Here is a 19,105-nt window from a genome sequence, read left to right as displayed (position 1 = left end):
CTTGGCCTGCCCGGCCCTGGGGCGGCGGCTACAGTGGGGCCGGTGCCCGACCCCCGATTCGCCGTCAACTGTTCGATCCTGCTGACCCACCTGCCGCTGCGCGAGCGGCTCGACGCCGTCCGCGCGGCAGGGTTCGAGGCGGCCGAGTTCTGGTGGCCGTTCGCCACCGCGACGCCCGGCGATGCCGAGGTCGAGGCGTTCGTCGACGCCGTCCGGGGGTCCGGGCTGGCGCTGGCCGGGCTGAACCTGTTCGCCGGCGACCTGCCGGCCGGCGAACGCGGCATCGTGTCGTGGCCCGGCCGCGAGAGCGAGCTGCTGGCCGGCGTTCAGGTGGCAGCGTACGTCGGCGCCGAGCTGGGCTGCCGGAATTTCAACGCCCTGTACGGCAACCGGCTGCCGGACCACGACCCCGCCGAGCAGGACGCCGTCGCCGATCGCAACCTCGCGGCCGCGGCCGCCGGGCTGGCCGGCGCGACGGTGTTGCTCGAGCCGGTCAGTGGCATCGACGCGTACCCGCTGCGCACGGCGGCGCAGGCGGTGGCCGCCGCCGACCGGGTCGGCGCGGCCAACGTCGGGCTGCTGCTCGACGTCTACCACCTGGCCGTCAACGGCGACGACGTCCCGGCCGCGATCAAGCGGTTCCGCGACCGCATCGCGCACGTCCAACTGGCCGACGCGCCAGGGCGGGGCGCGCCGGGCACCGGGACGCTGCCGCTGCGGGCCTGGGCCGACGACCTCCTCGCCGGCGGGTACGCCGGATGGATGGCACTGGAACACGTGAGCGGCGACGCGGACCCGTTCGCGTGGCGCGCGGAAGGGAGCTGGCGATGACGGCCATCGGCTTCATCGGACTGGGCGTCATGGGCGGGCCGATGGCGGCGCACCTGGTGCGGGCCGGGTTCGACGTGACCGGGTTCAACCGCAGCCCGGCGAAGGTCCAGCGGCTCGTCGCCGCGGGTGGGCGAGGTGCGGCGTCGGCGGCCGCGGCGGCCGAGGGCGCGGACGTCGTCGTCACGATGCTGCCCGACTCCCCCGATGTCGAGGCCGTGCTGCTGGGCGCCGGCGGGGTGCTCGACGTGCTCGCGCCCGGCACCGTCGTCGTCGACATGAGCACGATCCGCCCGGACGTCGCCCGGTCGCTGGCCGATGCCGGGGCGGCGCTGGGTGTCGGCGTGCTGGACGCCCCGGTCAGCGGCGGCGAGCAGGGCGCCGTCGACGCCACGCTGTCGATCATGGTGGGCGGCGACGCCGCCGCGTTCGAGGCGGCCCGGCCGGTGTTCGACGCGCTCGGGCGCACCGTCGTCCACGTCGGCCCGCCCGGCGCCGGCCAGACCGTCAAGGCGGCCAACCAGTTGATCGTCGCCGGGACGCTGCAGCTGGTCGCCGAGGCCCTGGTCTTCCTCGACGCCCACGGCGTCGACCGGTCCCGGGCGCTCGAAGTGCTGGCCGGCGGGCTGGCCGGCAGCGCCGTCCTCGACCGGAAGGCGGCGGCCATGGTGGCGCACGACTTCACCCCCGGCTTCCGGGTCGACCTGCACCACAAGGACCTCGGCATCGTCACCGCCGCCGCCCGCGACGCCGGGGTCGCGATCCCGGCCGGCTCCCTCGCGGCGACGCTGATGGCCGCCCTGCGCGCCCAAGGCCACGGCGACCTCGACCACGGCGCTCTGCTCCTGCTGGTGGAGCAGCTCTCCTCCCCATGATCATCAACCTTTTGAGCTGTCCTGACGACGCAAAAGGTTGATGATCACCGGTATCCACAGATCGGGGATTCGGGCTAGCGGGACGCGCCCGGGTCGCGCAGGCTGGCAGGCGTGGAGCTCGACGATGTTCTGGAGCGGCAGCGGGGTGTGATCAGCGGTGCGCAGGCGCTGGCCGCGGGGCTGACGGTCGCACGGCTGCGATGGCTCGTGGCGTCGGGCCGCTGGCAGCGTGTGCATGCGCACACCTTCGCCACGTTCACCGGGCCACTCCCGTTCGAGGCGCAGGTGTGGGCGGCGATCCTGCGCGCCGGCCGGGGCGCGGTGGCCAGCCACCGCACCGCCGCCTACCTCGACGGCCTGTGTGACGACGCCGGTCCGGTCATCCACGTCACCGCGCCCGCCGAACGGCACGTCCGCACCAAGATCGACGGCGTCCGCGTCCACTACGCGCACCGCCTGCCGCACACCCGGCACCCGGCCGCGAACCCGCCACGCACCCGGCTCGACGAGACCGTGCTGGACCTGGTCGACGTCGCGCCGCATCCGCGTGAGGCCGAGACCTGGGTGACGGCCGCCTGCCAACGCCGTCTGTCCACCCCGGAACGACTGGCCGACGCGCTCGGGCGGCGCAAGAAGATCCGCTGGCGACCCATGACCGAAGCCATGCTCGCCGACGTCACCGAGGGAGCCCAGTCGCCGCTGGAACTACGCCACCTGCACCGGGTCGAACGCGCCCACGGCCTGCCCACCGGCTGCCGCCAACAACGCGTCACCGGCAGCCGCGTGATCTGGATCGACGTCGACTACGCCGAGTACCAGGTCCGGGTGGAACTCGACGGACGCCTCGGCCACACCGGCGAGGGCCGGTTCCGTGACCACCACCGCGACAACCACGCCACCGTCGACGGCCACGCCACGCTGCGCTACGGCCACGCCGACATCTACGCCAACCCCTGCGCCGTCGCCGCCGAACACGCCCGCGTCCTCGAGTCGCGTGGCTGGACCGGCCGCCCACGCTCCTGCCGGCCCGGCTGCCCCGCCCCATGATCATCAACCTTTTGCGTCGTCAGGACAGCTCAAAAGGTTGATGATCATGGGAGGGTGCGGGTGTAGGTGAGGACGAAGGTCAGGCTCGGCACCAGGAACAGCACGGCGACGGCGACGATGCCGCGGAAGGTCCGCTCGGCCCGCACCAGCCGCCGGTACGCGATCACCAGCAGCGGCACCAGCACGATCTCCATCGGCAGCATCGACCGCGGGATCACCACGTCCGCCGCCGACATCGCCAGCGACAGGAGGCCGGCCGCCAGCCACAGCCCGAGCCCCAGCAGGTACGCCCGCCGCGGGCCGAGCCGCACGGCCACCGTCGTGTAGCCGCTCGTCCGGTCCGCTTCCAGGTCGGCCAGGGTCGTCGGGACGTACAGGGCGGCGCCGACCAGCGTCCCGAGCACGGCCATCGGCCACGGGAATTCCGCCAGCGGCCGCAGCAGCGACCAACCGGCCAGCTGCCCGGCGGCGCCGATGGCCAGCGCGTTGACGGCGACGTCGAAGCCGGGGCGGGCCTTGAGCCGCAGCGGCGGCGCGCTGTACGCCCAGCCGACCAGCAGCACGATCGCCGTCCCCAGCGCGAACAACGGTCCCGCGAACAGCGCCGCGGCCACCGCCAGCACCCCGGCCAGCAGCGCGATCAGCTGCGCCGCCGCCGGCGTCAACCGGCCGACGACCAGCGGCGACCCGGCCTTACGCGCGTTCAGGCGGTCGCCGCGCAGGTCGTGCGCGTCGTTGACGGCCAGCACCGAGATCCACACCAGCGGCCCGATCACCAGGGCGCCGAGCGCCAGCAGCGGCCAGTCGCCCACCGGCGGCACGATGCGGCCCGTGGCCAGCACCACGCCCAGGTAGTACGGCAGCAGCGAGACGAACCAGAACCACGGCCGGCCGATCGCGAGGACGTCGCCGGCCAGCTGACGAGGCCGGACCGGCCCGGACCGGGTGCGCAGTGTCGTCATACCGACGATGCTTCCGGTCCGGGTCCGGCCCGGCCTCCCCCGTAGGAGGGGTCGAGTGGGCCGCCGCTACCCCTACGGGGTGAGCGCGGCCGCGAGCCGTTCCGCCGCGGCCTCCGCCGTGACGCGGGCGGCGCCGTGCGTGAGCAGGTAGTGCTCGCCGAGGACCTCCGGCAGCGGGTTGACGTCGTGGTCGACGACGATGAGGTCGGGCCGGGCGGCCCGGGCCGCCTCCACCGCAGCGACCTGCCACGGACGCCGCCGCACCCCGCGCACGCCGATCACCAGCCGCCGCGACGGCAACGCGGCGAGCACGGCGGAGAGGTCCGCCGTCGACGCCGTGACCCGGGCCAGGACGGTGCCCGGCAGGCGGTCGACCAGGTGCCGGCCGACGCCCCACGGGATCGGGCCCGCGGCGATGGACGGGTCGTCGTCCAGCTCGACCACCAGCGGCGGCGCGGTGAGCGTGATGTTGCCGTGGACGGTGACGGCGCGCCGCGCGGCGTCGGCCGCCGACCCGTACAGCACCGGCGACGACGCCGCGCCGGCCACCCAGCCGCGCAGCGCCCCGACCCGTCCGGCCGCCTCGGCCAGCCGCTCCTCCGGCAGCCGCCCGGTGCGCACGGCGTCGATCAGCGCGGCCACCATCGCCTCGACCGTCTCGGGGCCGACGGTCTCGCCGCCGACGCACAGCGCGTCGACGCCGGCCAGCAGCGCCAGCACCGCGCCCTCGGCGTGCCCGACCGTCTCGCTGATGGCGTGCATGTCCATGCCGTCGGTCATCACCAGGCCGTCGTAGCCCAATTCGTCGCGGAGCATGCCGGTGATGACCGGCCGCGACAGGGTGGCCGGACGGTCGCCGTCGATCGCGGGATACCGGATGTGCGCCGTCATGACGATCTTGACGTCCGCCTTCACCGCCGCCCGGAACGGCGGCAGGTCGCGGGTCTGGATGACGTCCAGCGGGTCGTCGATGGACGGCACCGTGACGTGGCTGTCCTCGCTGGTGCCGCCGTGGCCCGGGAAGTGCTTGGCCGCGGCGGCGACGCCCTGCGCCTGCTGCCCGGTGACGTACGCGGCGACGTGCCGCGCGACGTGGTCGGGGTCGAAGCCGAACGAGCGCACCCCGATGACCGGGTTCAACGGGTTGGAGTCGACGTCGGCGACCGGCGCGAGGTTGAGGTCGATACCGCAGGCACGCAGCCGGGCGGCCACCTCGGCCGCCACCCGCTCCGTCGCCTCCGGGTCGTCCAGCGCGCCGAGCGCGGCGTTGCCGGGCAGCATCGACCCGGCCGCGACGTCGAGCCGGGTGACGTCGCCGCCCTCCTCGTCGATGGCGACCATGAGGCCGGGGTTGATCGCGTGCAACGCGCCGGTCAGCGCGGCCACGCCGGCGTCGCCGCGGTCGGGGTCGACGTTGCGGCCGAACAGCACGACGCCGCCGAGCCCCTCGGCCGCCATCGCGGCCAGCCACGGCGGCACGTCGTGGGCGCCGAGGAAGCCGGGGAACAGCGTGGCGAGGGCGAGGCCTCGCAGGTCACTCGCGTTCATGTCAGCCCTTCACCGCCCCGGACACCAGACCCGAGGTCATACGGTGCTGGACGAGCAGGAAGAAGATCATCACCGGCACCGCCACCAGGACGGCTCCGGCCATGATACCGGCCCAGTCACTGACGCGATTCGCCTCGGTGAACGTGCGCAGCCACAGTGGAAGAGTCATGTTCTCCGGCCTTGTCATGATCACTAGGGAGAGGGTGAACTCGTTCCAGGCCTGCAGGAACGCGAACACCCCACTGGCCACCAGACCCGGCGCCAGTAGTGGGAGCGTGATGCGGAAGAAGGCCTGCAGGCGGCTGCAGCCGTCCACCTGCGCCGCCTCCTCCAACTCGCGCGGCACGCCGTTGACGAACCCGCGCAGCATCCAGATCGTGAACGGCACCACCGCCGCGGTGTACAGCAGCGACAGCCCGATGACGTTGTTCAGCAGCTGCCAGCCCTCCAGCAGCTTGAACTGCGAGATGAACAGCCCTTCCGCCGGGATCATCTGGATGATCAGCACCGCCAGGATGAAGCTGCGCCGGCCCCTGAACCGGAACCGCGACAGCGCCAGTGCCGCCAGGAACGCGAACAGCAGCGCCGCCACGACGGTGAGCCCGGTGACCATCGCACTGGTCCGCAACGTGTCGAAGAAGTTGCTGTCGAACACGCGGCTGTACGCCGACAGCGTCCCGTTCAGCGGCACGAACGACGGCTCGGAGGCGCGGATGCGGTTGTACGGCAGGAAGGAGCTGTTCAGCATCCAGTAGACGGGGAACATCCACAGCAGCGCGATGACGACGGCCAACAGGCCGAGCGACCGCTGCCGGGTGCGGATGCGGGTGCTCACAGTTCCTCCTCACGGACCAGGACCCGGACGTAGTACAGGCTCAGCACGACGGTCAGCAGCAGCACGAACCACGATGCGGCCGCCGCCAGCCCGAACTCGCCCTCGCCCAGCCCGAGCCGGTAGATGTACGTGCCGATCAGGTTCGTCTGCGACGTGATGCCGCCGGCGTCCTGCAGCACGAAGATCTGGGTGAACACCTTCAGGTCCCAGATGATCTGCAGCAGCGCGACGATCAGCAGCACCGGCTTCACCAGCGGGACGGTGACGGTGCGGAACCGGGCCCACGCCGACGCGCCGTCGATCTCGGCCGCCTCGTACAGCTCGTCCGGCACCTGCGTCAGGCCCGCGTAGACGGCGAACGCGACGAACGGCACGCTCATCCAGACGACGATCACTGTCGCGACGACGAAGAACGACAACTGGTCGATCAGCCAGGAGCGCCCGGCGAACCCGTCGAACCCGAGGTTCACCAGCACCCAGTTGATGACGCCGTACTGGGCATCGAACAGCCACTGCCACACCGTCAGCGACGCCAGGTGCGGCATCGCCCACGCCAGCAGCAGGCCGATCTGCAACGTCAGCCGCGGACCCCGCCCGACCAGCGTCATCAGGACCGCCAGAGCGGTACCGATCACCATCGTGATGGCGGCGTTCGCGAAGCAGAACAGGATCGACCGGGCGATCACCGTCCACAGGTACGAGTCGGTGACCAGCGTGACGTAGTTGTCCAGGCCGACCCACTCGGGCGGCTGCCCGAACTGCTGCGCGAGGCCGTAGTCCTGGAACGACATCACCGCCTGGCGGTACAGCGGGTAGCCGAGCGCGGCGACCAGGATCGCCAGCGCCGGCAGCAGCAGCACGTAGGGCAGTGTCGAGCGTCGGGGCCGTCGGGGCCGGCGGGGTGTCACGTCACCCGCCGGCCCCCGGCCGGTCAGTGGGTCCTGCGGCGGCACCGGGGGGACGGACCGGCCGGGTCCCTGGTCCCGGCCGGTCCGTCCAGCTCTGCTAGTCGAGCTGGGTGGCGATGTCGGCATCGGCTTCCTCAGCCAGTTGCTGCACGTCGCCGCCGTTGGCGATGTTGACGAACAGGTCCTCGAGCACCCGCGAACCCTCGACGCTGGCCCAGTTGGCGGCCGCCGGGGTCAGCTTGGCGTTCGTGACCGCCTCGATCGTGGCGGCGGCGAACTCGTCCGTCCCCAGGCCGTCGGCCAGCGACACCTTCGCCGGGGTGAGGCCGTTCTCGGCGTACTGGCTCTGGAACTCGTCGCTGAGGATCAGCTCGAGCAGGTTCGCGGACAGCTCCTGGTTCTGCGACTGGGCCGAGATGGCGATGTTCGAGCCGCCGAGCAGGACGGGGGCCGGCTCACCGTCGGTGCCGGGCAGGGCGAAGACGCCGACGTTGGCGATCATGTCCGGGCAACCGATCGCGGGGTCCTCGATCTGGCCGCGCAGCCAGCCCGGACGCAGCATCATGCCGATCTCGCCGGCGCAGAACGGGATGTGGCCGTCGGCCTCGTTGGCGTCCTTCGGCGCGCCGGAGGCCTCGTTGAACAGCCGCTGCACCAGCTCCAGGCCCTCCTGCGACTCCGGCGTCGACAGCGCGCCGCTCCATTCGCCGCCATCCTCGACGGCGAAGTCGCCGCCCGCGTCCCACAGGAACGCGGCGCCGTCACGCCAGTCCTGGCCGGGCAGCCAGAAGCCGGAGAAGTTCGGCACGGACGCGTTGTCCTGCTTCAGCTTCACGGCCGCGTCGACGAACTCCTGCATGTTCGTCGGCACCTCGATGCCCGACGCCGCGAACAGGTCCTTGCGGTAGAAGACGTAGGACGACCCGGCGTACAGCGGGACGGCGTAGGTCTTGCCGTCCCAGCTCCCCGCGTCGACGAACCCCTGCAGCAGGTCGTCGCCGCCGAGGTCCGGCACCTGGTCGGTGATGTCGCTGAACGCCCCGACGGTGGTGAACGTCGGCGCCTGGGTGTTGCCGACCTCCACCACGTCCGGCGTCTCGGACTCGCTGCCCAGCGACGTCGTCAGACGGTCGACCAGGCCCTCCCACTCCTGCTCCTCGATGACCAGAGTCGAGCCAGGGTTCTGCTCCGCGAACTCCGCGACCAGCCAGTCGCGCATCGGCTGGGGCGTGTCCGGGCCGTTGAGCCACAGCCGCAGTTCGGCGGGCTCCGGCGCCTCGGCAGTCTCGCCCTCGGCGGCGGGTTCGGTGGTGTCGTCGTCGCCGTCACCGCCGCAAGCGGAAAGGGCGAGCGCCGCGGCGGCGAGGCCGGCGGTGAGACGAAGTGCTCTGTTCACGGCGGTTCCTCCGGTTCGGCCCGAGCAGGGCACGTGACGGTGAACTGGAAGCTAACCTTCCAGTAACTGTGCCCACTGTAAGGTTTCTTGCCAGTGTTGGGGATCACGTTTCCGTAACGTCCCGCTACCGAATGAGCAGCCACCGGGGATGGCCCGGAACAAGGAGGGGCCTGCGACCCGCCACGTTGGATGACGACGTGGCCGTCCATTGTGGTGACGACCGAGTCACCGACGCCGCGGCCGGTCCCCTCGTCGGCGACGTCACGGTGCCGACGCGATGGTGATCCGGTCGGGAGACGTGACGTGGGTCCAGGACGTGAAGGGCAGGCCTGGACGTTGACGCCCGGGATTCGGCCTGACGCCCCGGAGACCGGCGCTTGCGACCGCGCAACGGGTCCTGTCCGCCGGTTTGCGGGGCGTGCGCCGGTTTGCGGGGCGTCAGCGAACGGCCGGTAGGCCGGCAGCTCGTACGGGGGCACCTGATCGTCCCGGCACCGTGACGACGATGCCGCCACCGCGCCGGCCCACGCCCGGCCCGGCCGGAGTGCCCCCATCGGCACGCTCGGCGACGCCCACATCGTCATCTCCGACGGCGGCTGACAACAGCGCCCGGGGCCGCGGAGCCGCGGTTCAAGCGGTCACAGCCAGCCCCGGCGCAACGTTCACCGACCCCGATCCCCAGCCGGTGCTACGGCGGGTGAAGTGGCCGCCAGGCGAACGGTGCACGGGCGGGCTGTGCCCGCACTTCCCCCGTCCCCCTGATAGCTGCCAGTTCTTAGGCCGCGGGGCCGCGGGTCAAGCGGTGCCGCGTTCGCGCGAAGCGCCGTTCGGCTCCGCTTGAGGCGCGGTGCCGCGGCCAAGAGAATGGGCAGCAGGAGGACGGCCCACCGCCGCCAAGCGGCGAACGTGCGCCGCGAGCAGCCCGTACCCGTGGCCGCTACTCCGTCGAGGCGAACAACGTCTGCCGGGCGTGGTCGACCGCGGTGAGGACGGCGCCTCGCAGCACCGGGGCGCCGGGGACGGTGGTCGGGACGACGCTGGGGTTGACGGGGGCGATGCGGCGGACGTCGTCGCCGACGAGGTCGCACAGGCGGTCCCCACCCGCCGCCCCCACCTCACCGGCCACGACCACGAGCGCGGGATCGACCACCGTGCACACCGACGCCACACCGAGCGCCAGCCGATGCGAGAACGCCAGCAGGAAACCGTCCGCCGCCGCGCCGCCACCGGCCAGCGCCGCCCGCACCGCGGCGGCCGCGCCGTCGGCGACGATGCCGTACTCGGCCGCCAGCTCGTCCACCGCGCCGGCGCCGACGAGTGCCTGGAACGCGCCGCTCGCCGGCCGCTCGACGCTGGCCGGTGACGGCACGCCGGGCAGCGGGAGGTAGCCGATCTCGCCCGCCGCGCCGGTGGCGCCGCGATGCAGGTGGCCGCTGAGCACGACCGCCAGACCCACACCGCGCCCGATCCACAGCAGCACCATGTCGTCGACGTCGCGGCCGGCGCCCTCGGAGCGTTCGGCGACGGCGGCGAGGTTGACGTCGTTCTCGAACGAGACGGCGCAGCCGAGGTCGGCCGCCAGCAGCTTGCGCATGCCGCGATGCCAGCCGGGGAGGTCGAAGGACAGCTCGATGTCACCGGTCGACGGGTCGACGACGCCGGGCAGGCCCACGACGACGTCGTCGATGTCGGCGAGGGCGAGGCCGGCGTCGGCCGCCGCGGAGAGCGCCAGGTCGTGCACCAGCCGGCGCGAGTCGGCGCCACCGCCGGCCGTGATCTCGGCCGCGACCGGCGCCGTCACGGAACCGATCACCGCGCCGGTGACGTCGGCGACCGCCGCCTCGGCGACCTCGGGGTTCAGTTCGATGCCGATGGAATAGGAGCAGCCGGGACGGACGGCGTACAGCTCGGCGTTGGGGCCGCGGCCGGCCGACCGGGTGCCGACGACCTCGACGAGGTCGCGCCCCTGCAGCCGCGCGAGCAACTGCGACGCCGTCACCTTGGACAGGCCGGTCATGCGGCCGAGGTCGACGCGGGTCAGCGGGCCGGCGGTGAGCAGCAGCTCGAGCGCGCTGCGGTCGTTCATCGCCCGCAGCAGGCTCGGGGTGCCAGGTCGTTGCGACACGTCTGCTCGCTCCATCCGGAAAGTGGCCTTCCGGTGAAAAGTATTACCGATCCGGACCCGGCCCGCGCGATCCGACGCCCTAAGGTCGCGTCATGACAGACCCGGTCTTCATGATCACCGGTGCGTCCCGCGGCATCGGCGCGGCCGTCGCCCGGCGGGCCGCGGCCGCCGGGTACCGCCTCATTCTGACCGGCCGGTCACCCGGCCCGCTCGCGGCCCTGGCCGACGAGCTCGGCGGGCCGTCCCGCGCCCTGGCCCGCGCCGCCGACGTCACCGACTGGACGGCGCTGACCGGCGTCGTCACGGAGGCGGAGGAACGGTTCGGCCGGCTGGACGTCGTGCTCGCCAACGCCGGCACGAGCGTCGTCACGTCCTTCCTCGGCGACGGCGGCGCCCCGCCGGAGGAGTGGCGCGACCTCGTCCTGACGAACGTCTACGGCCCGGCGCTGACCGCCCGCGCGACGCTGCCCGCGCTGCGCGCGACGCGGGGCCACCTGCTGCTCACCGGCTCGGCGGCCGGACGCGGCGTCCGTCCCGGCAACCTGTACTCGGCGACGAAGTGGGCGGTCACCGGGCTGGCCCAGGCCATCCGCGCGGAATGCGTCGGCACCGGCATCCGGGTGACGCTGCTGCAGCCGGGCCTCGTCGACACCGGGTCGATCCCGCCGGGACGGGCGGACGACCCCAAGCTCGACCCCGGCGACGTCGCCGCGGCGGTCCTCTACGCGGTCGGTCAGCCGCCGCACGTCGACGTCAACGAGATCATCGTCCGGCCGATCGGCCAGCAGCACTGAATTCTCGACCGACTGCGTCAGACCTCGCGGTCGGCGGCAACCCCTTACAGCTGGACAGCCGCCCCACCCCGGATGGCATGCTGTCCCGATGACCGCCGGGCCCGAGCTGACCATCGATCAGCTCGCCGGCGACGCCGCCGTCGAACGGCTGTACCGGCAGGTCTTCGCGGTCCTCGCGCGCGAGTCCGGCGCGATGATCAGCGACCTCGAACTGCTCGACGTCGACGAGGCCATCCTCGACGCGTTCGCCGACGCCGGGCGCGACGGCCTCACCGTCGACCAGGCGGCCGCCGCGTGCCGTCCGATCGATCCGGGCCTGATCCACCGCCGGTTCGAGGTGTTGCGCGAGTACGGCGCCATCAGCAAGGTCGTCGAGCGCCCGAACGAGCGGTTCCACCGGGCGGCGTTCGCGCCGTACGTCATGCTGCTGTTCCTGCGCCGGCTGGCCGAGCAGGGCGGCCAGGCCGAGTTGCACCAACTGCTGACGCTCGAGCACGTCAGCGTCACCGCGCGCGACGCCGAGCCCGCGACCGGCCAGACCACGATCAGCCGCCTGACCAGGATCTTCCGCCACCTCGGCAACGAGCTGGCCATCCTCGCCGCAGGCAGCACCGCCGAGCAGCTGGGCGACCACGCGCAGCTGCTCTGGGGCAACAAGGGCCTGATCAGCCAGGCCGAAGAGGTGCACACCGTCGTCCTGACCCGCTGGCCGCAGCTGGACCGCGAGTGCACGGCGCTGCGGGTCGCGCTGGCCGCCTACGGCGACGCCGTCGAGAAGGCGGCCGGGCGGCTGATCGAGCGGGCCGGGACGACGCGCGCGCTCGGCCTGCTGTCCGTCGAGACGTGGCTGAGCTACGCCCGCACGGCCGACGAGGACGACCTCGCCGGCGTGCTCGACACCTTCGTCTTCGACGCGCCGGCGCCGTGGTTCTCGCCGAACCTGCTCACCGAGGCGGTCGAGACCGGCCGCGGCGCGAACACCGTCCGCCAGCCGCCGCCCCGGCCCGAGGGACCCGGCCAGCCGCCGCCCGACGACATCCGCCCGGCCGATGACGCCGCGAGCCTGCGCGAGACCGCGGAGCGGCTGCTCGGCGACGCCGCCACGGTGGCGGTGGCGGACGTGCTCGACGGCGCCGGCGACTGGCTCGCCGGGCGCCGGGTGCTGGCCGACCTCACCGCCATCCACCACCACCCCGACCTCGCCTACGAGCTGACGTGGGCCGGCGGCCTGCGGGTCGACCCCGCCGGCAGCCCGTCGTGGGTGTCGGAGGGGACGTTCCGGCGGGCCGCGAGCTGATGACCGTCGACGACACCGCCCTCTGGTGGGCGCGGCACCGCGCGGCCGGGCCGCAGCGCATCCCACCGGCCAGCGCCCACCCCACCGGCATGACCCGCCTGGTCGAGCCCGACGCGAGCGCCGTCTGGCTGCTGCCCGAGCTGCCCGACAACGCCCGCCCGGACGTGCTCGACGAGCTCGGTTTGCCGGGCGTCGCCGTCGACCAGCCGAACGACACCGCACGCGTGCTGGCCGCCTGCCTGCGCTGCTGCTGGACCGAGCCCAGCGGCCCGGTCTGGCCCGCCGTCCCGGCGCCGTTCGACCACGTCATCGGCGTGTTCCGGGGCATCACCGGCAGCCGTGACGAGCGCGCGCTGCACGCCGCCGCGATGGGCGCGGTCCGCCGGCTGGCCGGCTCCGGCTGGGTGCTGTTCGACGAGGACACCCGCGTCGTCCGGCTCGGCCCGCGGGTCGCGTCGTGGAGCGCGGCGGAGCTGAGCACGCTGCGCGAGCTGTGGCGCTCGCTGCCCGCGCCGCCGGCGGGCGGCGCATGAGCACCGTCTTCGACAGCGCCCTCACCGAGCTGAACGAACGGCACCGCGACGAGGTGCTGGCCGCGTTCGCCGCGCTGGAGCACGGCCGCGAGCCGGTCGCCGAGGCGCAGTTGCTGGCGCTGCGCGACGCGACCGTCCGCCGCGACCTCCAGCGGCTGCTGTTCCGCCTCGGCCGCACGCTGGTCCGGGTCGGCAGCACGCACTGGACCTCGGGCTTCCGCGACGACGTCACCGAACAGCTGACCGCCGAGGGCACCACGGCGCAGTCGCGCGTCGACCGCGCCGTGCTGGTGCTGGTGCTGGTGCACTCGGTCGCGATCCCACGCAGCCAGGGACTGGTCGGCGGCGACTCGTGGACGTCGGCGCACCCGACGTCGGTCGACGAGCTGACCCGCTACACCCAGCTGCCGCGCGGCGAGATCCGGCCGGCGCTGCAACGTCTGCGCGCCGCCGGGCTGGTGCAGATCGCGCCGCCGCGCGGCCGGTCCGCCGCCGTCGACGGGCCCGCCTACCTGCCCGGACCCGCGCTGCACCGGCTCACCAAGGCCGCCCGCGAGCGGCTGGAGCACGAGCTGATCCTGGCCGCCGCGCCGGACAGCCCGCTGGCCGCGGCCATCCGCGCGCGCCGTCCCACCGAGAGGAACAGGGGAACGTGAACGCTGCCTTCGACGTCGTCGGCGAGCGGGTGCTCGTCGGCGTCCAGGTCGTCGACATCTCCCGGTTGTCCACGCACCCGGTCCCGATGATCGGGCAGGGGCTGGTCACCGTCGCCGGGCAGGGGCCGAAGGACTCCAACGGCGCCGGGAAGTCGTCGTTCATCGCCGCGCTGAGCCTGCTGCACGCCGACGAGCAGTGGAAGCTGGCCAGCGGCGCCGCCGGTGCGGCCGAACTGCTGTTCACTGCGGAACTGGCCGCACAGGAGGGCCGCTGGTCCAACGTCGACCGCGGCTACGTCATCGGCGTCTTCGCCTCGCCCGGCAGCGCGCCGCAGGACGACGCCGTCACCATCTGGCTGCGGATCAACCGCAAGGCGCCCTACCTCGACCTGCGCTGGACCGGCGGGCTGCACGTCCCGTACGGCGCGACGGAGTCCGAGCGGGCCGCGCGGGTCGACGAGCTGTGGGCGCAACTGCCGCGCAGCAACGGCCGCACCGACTTCCACGCCGGGCAGCTGTCGCGGGTGCTGTTCGGGCAGAACGCGCGCTGCGTGTCGTTCCTGTCGACGTCGGTGCGCTCCAGCCAGGCGGCGAACCTGCTGGCCCAGCCGTTGAACGACCTCCCGCCGCACCGCATCTTCGACGCCATCGCGACGCTCACCGGGCTGGACCGCGAGCTGGAGCACGAGCAGGTGCTGCGCTCGGCCGAGCACCGGCACCGCAGCGAGGTCGAGGAGACCGAGCGGCAGATCGCCGGCTGGGAGAGCGAGGTCGCCGTCATCGAGGCCGGCATCGCCCGCCGGCTCGCCGCCCGCGAGCTGCTCGGCGACGCGCGGACGGCGTGGCGGTCGCGGTGCGCGCGGCACCTGCTGGACGGCGTCGAGCGGGCCGCGGAGCTGCGGCAGGCGCTGGCCGAGCTGGACGACACCGAGGCGGCGCTGCGGCAGGAGCTGGACGCCGTCGAGGACCGGCTGGCGGCGCTGACCGACGACGACGAGTCCGCGCGCCGGTTCGAGGCGGCGCAGCGCAAGCGCAACGAGCTGATCGCCCGCGACCGCGAGCTGGAGGCCGCCCAGCTGGCCGCCACCCAGCACCTGGACCGCCTGACCACGACGCAGCGCCAGCTCGTCGACGACGCCCGCGCCGCCGACGGCCGCTCCCCGGAGACCGCCGCGGCCGAGGTCGCGCAGGCCCGGACGGCGCTGGAGGAGGCCATCGCCGCGCATGCCGTCGCCCGGGCCGCGGCCACCGCGGCGGCCCGCCGGGTCACGGCCGCTGAGTCCGGCGACGACGTCGCCGCCGAGCAGGTGGAACGGCTCCGCGCGGCCGGCCTCGACGCGGCCGCGCTGGTCGACGTCGTCACCGTCGAACCCGCCGAACGGGACGTGTGGGAGCCGCGGCTGTCGCCGTACCGCGAGGCCGTCGTGGTCGGCCGGAAGGACGCGACGAAGGCGGCGAAGGCGCTGGCCGGGCTGCCCGGCTCGCTGCTGGTGCTGGCCGACGCCGAGCACGACCTCACGACGTTCCTCGACGCCGTCGCCGCGCGGGCCGGCAAGGGCGCCGTCGTCGACGACGCGGCCGGGGTGCTGGCCATCGGCGGGTTCGCCGAGCCGATCACCGGCCAGCCGGCCCGCGTCGCCGCCGCTCAGGAGGCGCACCGCGAGCTGACCGAGGCGCTCGACGCCGCTGCCGCCGTCGTCGAGCAGGCCCGCGCCACGCTGGCCCGGGCCGAGACGCGCGCGAAGGCCGCCGACGCCGCCGAGCGGGCCGACGGGCTGCAGGACGAGATCGGCGACCTGCGCACGGCCAACGCCGAGCGCCAGGAACACCGCGACGCGCTCGCCCCCGAGTTGACCGCCGCCGAGGCCGCCTACGCCCACGAGCTGGGCGTGCACAACTCGCGCGAAGAGCGCATCACCAGCCTGCGCGACACCCGCAAGCGGCTCGCCGTCACGGCGAAGGAGAAGGAGGCCGAGCGGTACGCGCTGACCGAGGAGCGCGACGGCCTCGCCCTGCTCGACCGCGAGAAGGCCTGGGGCGACTCCCCCGACGCCGCCCGCCGGCACCTCGTCGAGCTGCCGTCGGAGCTGCAGGCGCGCACCACCGCCGCGTGGGACGACGACGCCACCCGCCTGACCGACGAGGTCGCCGTCCGCTGCTTCCCGCCCGGCACCCCGCCGGAGGAGCTGACCGCGGAGCTGCGCGAGCTGCTGGTCACGCCGAACTGGTCCGGCGCGGCGCTGGAGACCCGCGTCTCGCTGGTGGCGGCGCTGCTGCGGGCGCTCGACACCCACCTGCGCGACCACGAGGACCACGACCGGCACCAGCTCAAGCAGATCGCCGAGCAGCGGGCCCGGCGCACCGCCGACCTCGAGGCCGCGCGGCTCGGGTACGGCGAGGCCGAGCAGACCGTCCGGGCCCACCGCACGTCGCTGGCGGCCGGCATCAAGACGATGCTGAAGAAGGTCGCGTCCGAGTTCGACCGCCTCGACCAGGAGTATGGCGGCTACGGCGCCGGCCTCGACTACCCCGAGCCGGAGCCGCCGTCCGAGCCGGACAAGCCGTGGCGGTGGACGGTCAGCCCGAAGTGGCGGCGCGCCGAGGGCCAGCGGATGTCCGCGTACACGCTGCGCAGCAACACCGCCCAGATGGACGAGAAGGCCGTCAAACTGGTCTGCGCCGCCGCCCTGGCCCGCGGCGGCGACCGGCCGCTGCTGCTGATCCTCGACGAGCTCGGCCGCAACCTCGGCAAGCAGCACCGCCGCGAGGCCGTCGCGCTGTTCGAGCGCATCGGCAACGACCACAACATCACCGTCGTCGGAGCCCTGCAGGACGACATGGAGCGCTACGCCATCGAGGCGGCCGGACTCTACGTCAAGCTACGCCGCCGCTCGGACACCATGGCCTACAACGAGGAGCCGGTCGTCGTCGGCAACGACGCCAACACCGGCCGGGTCGAACTGCTGCGCACCTGGATGTCCTCCTACCGGCCTGGCACCCTCGACGTCGCGTGACCGAGCCGTACGCGCACGGCCTCCTCGACGTCGGCGACGGGCACCGCGTCTACTGGGAGGAATGCGGCAACCCCGCGGGCCGGCCCGCGGTCGTACTGCACGGTGGCCCTGGCAGCGGCTGCACGGCGGCGCACCGCGAGCTGTTCGACCCGGTGCTGTACCGGATCGTGCTGCTCGACCAGCGCGGCTGCGGGCGCAGCACGCCGCGCGTCCTGGACCACCACGCCGACCTGTCCGCCAACCACACGTCGGCGCTCGTCGGCGACCTCGAACGGCTGCGTGAGGACCGCGGCATCGGCCGCTGGCTGGTGCTCGGCGGATCGTGGGGCAGCACGCTGGGGCTGGCGTACGCGCAGGCGCACCCGGACCGCGTCACGGCGATGGTGCTGACCAGCGTCGCGCTGCTGCGTCCGGCCGACGACGACTGGCTCTACGGCGGCGGCGCCGGGCGGTTCTTCCCCGAGGCGTGGGCCGAGTTCAGCGCCCCGGCGCCCGCGGCGACGGGTGCCGCCGAGGTGTTCGACGCCTACCACCGGCTGCTGCACGACCCCGACCCCGCCGTCCGCGACGCCGCCGTGGCGGCGTGGTGCTCCTGGGAGGCGGCGACGCTGAGTCTGCACCCGGACCCGCACGCGGACGATGCCTTCGCGGACCCGCGGTTCGCGGCGACGCTCGTGCGGCTGTCCCTGCACTACTTCCGCCACGGCGGCTGGCTCGCGGACGACCAGCTGCTGCGCGACGCCGGCCGGCTGCACGGCATCCCGGGCGTCCTGGTGGCCGGCCGCGGCGACGTGCAGACACCCGTCCGCGCAGCGTGGGAACTGGCCCGGGCCTGGCCCGACGCCCGCCTCGTCGTCGTCGACGGCGGCCACGCCTCCACCGAGGGCTCCGTCGCCGCCGCCCTCCGCCACGCCACCACCACCTTCGCCGGCTGACGCGGCATCGCGCCAGCGCGGGAGCGAGATGTCCTTGATCATCAACCGTTGGCGACACGATGGCGTCGCCAACGGTTGATGATCAAGGAACGCGCCGACATACGCTCGAAGGGTGAGCCCCCACGCGAACGACCCTGACACCGTCCGCCGCCTGCTGACGACGCCCGCGACCTGGGCTGTCGTCGGGTTGTCGCAGAACCGCGAGCGGGCCGCGTACGGGGTGGCGCGGTTCCTGCGCGACCGCCTCGGCATGACCATCGTGCCGGTGAACCCGCGCGGCGAGGACACCCTCGACGCGCACGGGTACAAGACGCTCGCCGACGTGCCGGGGCCGGTCGAGGTCGTCGACTGCTTCGTGAACAGCCGGCGGGTCGGCGAGGTGGTCGACGACGCCATCGCGGAGCGGGAGCGGCTCGGCATCAGGGCCGTCTGGCTGCAGCTGGACGTCATCGACGAGGAGGCGGCCGAGCGGGCGAAGGCGGCCGGGCTGGAGGTCGTCATGGACGCCTGCCCCGCCATCGAGGCGCCCCGAGCGGGCCTCTAGCTCCGCTGGGTCTCCGAAGCTCCGACACTCGAACCGAGTTTTGAGCGGGCGTCGTGTGGCGGCGCGCCACTGGGTGAGATCACTGTGCGTGCCGAGGATAGGGTGCGTCTCCTGGTCCGCTCCGTCGGGTCGGGCTTCGCCTCGGCTGGCCGGGCTTCGCGTTGGCTGGCCGACCGTGCGCCCGGGTCTGCCGCGTTCGCCGTGGTCCGCAGGTTGTCCGTCCCCCTGGCGCCCATTCTCTCAGCCGCGGGACCGCGCCTCAAGCGGACCCGATCGGCGCTTCGCGCGTTGGGTGTCCGCTTGACCCGCGGTCCCGCGGCCAAGAACGGGCACTTATCAGGGGGACGGGGGCAGTCTGGGCACACCTCGATGACCGGAGCCGTGGACACCAAACGGTGCACCGGGCGGGCTCTGCCCGCACTTCCCCGTCCCCCTGATAGCTGCCAGTTCTTAGACCGCACGCGGGCGGGTCAAGTCCAAGCCCCCAAGCCCAGCGAACGCCGACCACAGCGGCGCGGACTTGAGGCGCACGGGCGCGGCTGAGAAAATGGGCAGCAGGGGGACGGCCCACTACCGCAAAGCGGCGAACTGCGGGACAACGGCGAATCGTGACGCGATCCCCAACGCCACTGTGTGAGATCGCTGCGCCGGGTGGGGTGCATCACTGTTCCCCTGGCAACAGCGACGCCACCCAGCAAACACAGTGATCCCACCCAGCGGCGCGCCACCACGCGACGCCCGCTCAAACTCGGTTCGAGTGTCGGCATGTCGGAGACCAAGCGAAGCTGATATAGGTCGGTAGTCCTTC

At 73.5% G+C, this 19,105-nt stretch carries 16 protein-coding genes; 10 read left to right on the top strand and 6 right to left on the bottom strand.

What is annotated here, in order from left to right; translation table 11 throughout:
* Positions 1 to 42 precede the first annotated feature (42 nt).
* From ACW62_RS30540 to ACW62_RS30530, 3 genes are all read left to right on the top strand, one after another.
* The gene (locus ACW62_RS30540) at positions 43 to 831 is read left to right on the top strand and encodes a hydroxypyruvate isomerase family protein (RefSeq protein WP_053207928.1); all 789 of its coding nucleotides are present in this window, start codon (positions 43 to 45) and stop codon (positions 829 to 831) included.
* A complete protein-coding gene (locus tag ACW62_RS30535) occupies positions 828 to 1,703 on the top strand; it encodes a 2-hydroxy-3-oxopropionate reductase (protein ID WP_053207907.1) in 876 nt (291 codons plus the stop codon). Before ACW62_RS30540 ends, ACW62_RS30535 begins: the two co-directional genes overlap by 4 nt.
* A 111-nt stretch (positions 1,704 to 1,814) precedes the next feature.
* Entirely contained in the window at positions 1,815 to 2,750 is a 936-nt protein-coding gene (locus ACW62_RS30530; RefSeq protein WP_083460360.1) for a type IV toxin-antitoxin system AbiEi family antitoxin domain-containing protein, read from the top strand.
* A 44-nt stretch (positions 2,751 to 2,794) separates the two neighbouring features.
* Here the strand turns inward: ACW62_RS30530 and ACW62_RS30525 are convergent, their stop codons facing one another.
* The 6 genes from ACW62_RS30525 to ACW62_RS30500 all read right to left on the bottom strand — a co-directional run bounded on the left by ACW62_RS30525 (position 2,795) and on the right by ACW62_RS30500 (position 10,539).
* A complete protein-coding gene (locus ACW62_RS30525) occupies positions 2,795 to 3,712 on the bottom strand; it encodes a UbiA family prenyltransferase (RefSeq protein ID WP_083460359.1) in 918 nt (305 codons plus the stop codon).
* A gap of 72 nt (positions 3,713 to 3,784) precedes the next feature.
* Complete coding sequence (locus ACW62_RS30520; RefSeq protein ID WP_053207905.1) at positions 3,785 to 5,260, bottom strand: glycoside hydrolase family 3 protein; 1,476 nt, start codon at positions 5,258 to 5,260, stop codon at positions 3,785 to 3,787.
* Between the two features lies 1 nt (position 5,261).
* Positions 5,262 to 6,095 (bottom strand): carbohydrate ABC transporter permease, encoded by an 834-nt coding sequence (locus tag ACW62_RS30515; RefSeq protein ID WP_053207904.1) that lies wholly within the window; start codon positions 6,093 to 6,095, stop codon positions 5,262 to 5,264.
* Complete coding sequence (locus ACW62_RS30510; protein WP_205629708.1) at positions 6,092 to 6,955, bottom strand: carbohydrate ABC transporter permease; 864 nt, start codon at positions 6,953 to 6,955, stop codon at positions 6,092 to 6,094. The genes ACW62_RS30515 and ACW62_RS30510 overlap by 4 nt, the downstream gene beginning before the upstream one ends.
* Before the next feature lie 145 nt (positions 6,956 to 7,100).
* Positions 7,101 to 8,399, bottom strand: a complete 1,299-nt coding sequence (locus ACW62_RS30505) for an extracellular solute-binding protein (protein WP_053207902.1) — start codon at positions 8,397 to 8,399, stop codon at positions 7,101 to 7,103.
* Between the two features lie 937 nt (positions 8,400 to 9,336).
* Complete coding sequence (locus ACW62_RS30500; protein WP_053207901.1) at positions 9,337 to 10,539, bottom strand: ROK family transcriptional regulator; 1,203 nt, start codon at positions 10,537 to 10,539, stop codon at positions 9,337 to 9,339.
* A 77-nt stretch (positions 10,540 to 10,616) separates the two neighbouring features.
* On the opposite strand from ACW62_RS30500, the gene ACW62_RS30495 reads away from it, so the two are divergent.
* The 7 genes from ACW62_RS30495 (at position 10,617) to ACW62_RS30465 (ending at position 18,297) form a co-directional block, all read left to right on the top strand.
* The gene (locus tag ACW62_RS30495) at positions 10,617 to 11,318 is read left to right on the top strand and encodes an SDR family oxidoreductase (RefSeq protein ID WP_053207900.1); all 702 of its coding nucleotides are present in this window, start codon (positions 10,617 to 10,619) and stop codon (positions 11,316 to 11,318) included.
* 88 nt (positions 11,319 to 11,406) lie between these two features.
* On the top strand, positions 11,407 to 12,615 hold the full coding sequence (locus tag ACW62_RS30490) for a hypothetical protein (protein ID WP_053207899.1): 1,209 nt from the start codon (positions 11,407 to 11,409) through the stop codon (positions 12,613 to 12,615).
* Positions 12,615 to 13,148 carry a hypothetical protein gene (locus tag ACW62_RS30485; RefSeq protein ID WP_053207926.1) on the top strand — a complete coding sequence of 178 codons (534 nt, stop codon included), beginning with the start codon at positions 12,615 to 12,617 and terminating at the stop codon, positions 13,146 to 13,148. Before ACW62_RS30490 ends, ACW62_RS30485 begins: the two co-directional genes overlap by 1 nt.
* On the top strand, positions 13,145 to 13,804 hold the full coding sequence (locus tag ACW62_RS30480; protein ID WP_053207925.1) for a hypothetical protein: 660 nt from the start codon (positions 13,145 to 13,147) through the stop codon (positions 13,802 to 13,804). Before ACW62_RS30485 ends, ACW62_RS30480 begins: the two co-directional genes overlap by 4 nt.
* Positions 13,801 to 16,818, top strand: a complete 3,018-nt coding sequence (locus tag ACW62_RS30475; RefSeq protein WP_053207898.1) for a coiled-coil domain-containing protein — start codon at positions 13,801 to 13,803, stop codon at positions 16,816 to 16,818. Before ACW62_RS30480 ends, ACW62_RS30475 begins: the two co-directional genes overlap by 4 nt.
* Complete coding sequence (gene pip, locus ACW62_RS30470; RefSeq protein ID WP_053207897.1) at positions 16,815 to 17,753, top strand: prolyl aminopeptidase; 939 nt, start codon at positions 16,815 to 16,817, stop codon at positions 17,751 to 17,753. Before ACW62_RS30475 ends, pip begins: the two co-directional genes overlap by 4 nt.
* Before the next feature lie 112 nt (positions 17,754 to 17,865).
* Positions 17,866 to 18,297, top strand: a complete 432-nt coding sequence (locus ACW62_RS30465) for a CoA-binding protein (protein WP_053207896.1) — start codon at positions 17,866 to 17,868, stop codon at positions 18,295 to 18,297.
* Positions 18,298 to 19,105 lie beyond the last annotated feature (808 nt).

This window comes from Jiangella muralis, from assembly GCF_001270745.1.
Classification (GTDB): domain Bacteria; phylum Actinomycetota; class Actinomycetes; order Jiangellales; family Jiangellaceae; genus Jiangella; species Jiangella muralis.
Note: the sequence above shows the minus strand (reverse complement) of the source record. Positions and strands in the feature narration are given on the sequence as shown.